At 52.0% G+C, this 845-nt stretch carries 1 protein-coding gene; it reads right to left on the bottom strand.

Features of this window, described 5'->3' with window-relative positions; translation table 11 throughout:
* Positions 1-123: 123 nt before the first annotated feature.
* Positions 124-845: transposase (locus KQI17_RS13445; RefSeq protein WP_216496696.1), on the bottom strand; the 722-nt coding region annotated here is incomplete at its 5' end.

The following is an 845-nucleotide window of genomic DNA, read 5'->3' on the forward strand; positions in this document are numbered from 1 at the left end:
AAACCTGCTAAAAAGTCAAGTCCTAATTCAAAGAAAAGTTATCGGCAGAAAAAGAGCATAGCAAAACAGAGGCGGCAAAGTGGATCGCCTGGCCGCCTCAAATAAAGTATTGGAGATCTCAGCTCATTCTATTGCCGGCAAACTGCGGTAGAGCTCTGTGACCTTGCCATAATAGACTCGGAGGAACTTATTCAGGCCTGCCACCATAGCGAGTTTACCGCATTTCCCTTCACTGCGTTTTTTCTCAATGAATGTAAAAATCGGATCGTTTGCCGGTTTGTGCATCACATAGCTCTGCATGACTTCGTACCCGGTCTTACGCAGATAGCGATTTCCCCGCTTGGAGATATGGCGGTTATTCGCGCAGAATTTGCCGGACTGGTACGGCGGCGCATCGATGCCGGCGTATGCGATGAGAGCCCGCTTGCTGTGAAAGCGTCGGACATCTCCGATCTCCGCGATCAGGCGCGGAGCCAGCGTGTCCCCGATGCAGGGCATTTCGCGCACGAGAGAATATTCCGGCAGAGTCTTGGCGAGAGCCTGCATCTGTGTTAAAATAGCGTCACGGGACGCCTCCACTGTGTGGAGGACCCGTATCGCTTCCGTAATGACGATCTGCGTGGATGGTGCATTGGGAAGCACAGGGATACCGTTTTGAGCTGTGGCAAAGATGAGCACTGCCATACGTTCGCAATTGCGGTATCCCTTTTTTTCCGCCCATTTGCAATAATCCTTCCGAAAGCGCGTTTCTCCCATTTCGAGGATGTGAGTGGTGTGATGATAGCGCAGGACAAAGTCCGAAAGCTTGTGCCGCCCTGCATGGTCGTTCATGAGCTCCTGCATAC

The sequence above is a fragment of the Oscillibacter sp. MSJ-31 genome (genome assembly GCF_018918025.1).
GTDB lineage: Bacteria > Bacillota > Clostridia > Oscillospirales > Oscillospiraceae > Hominicoprocola.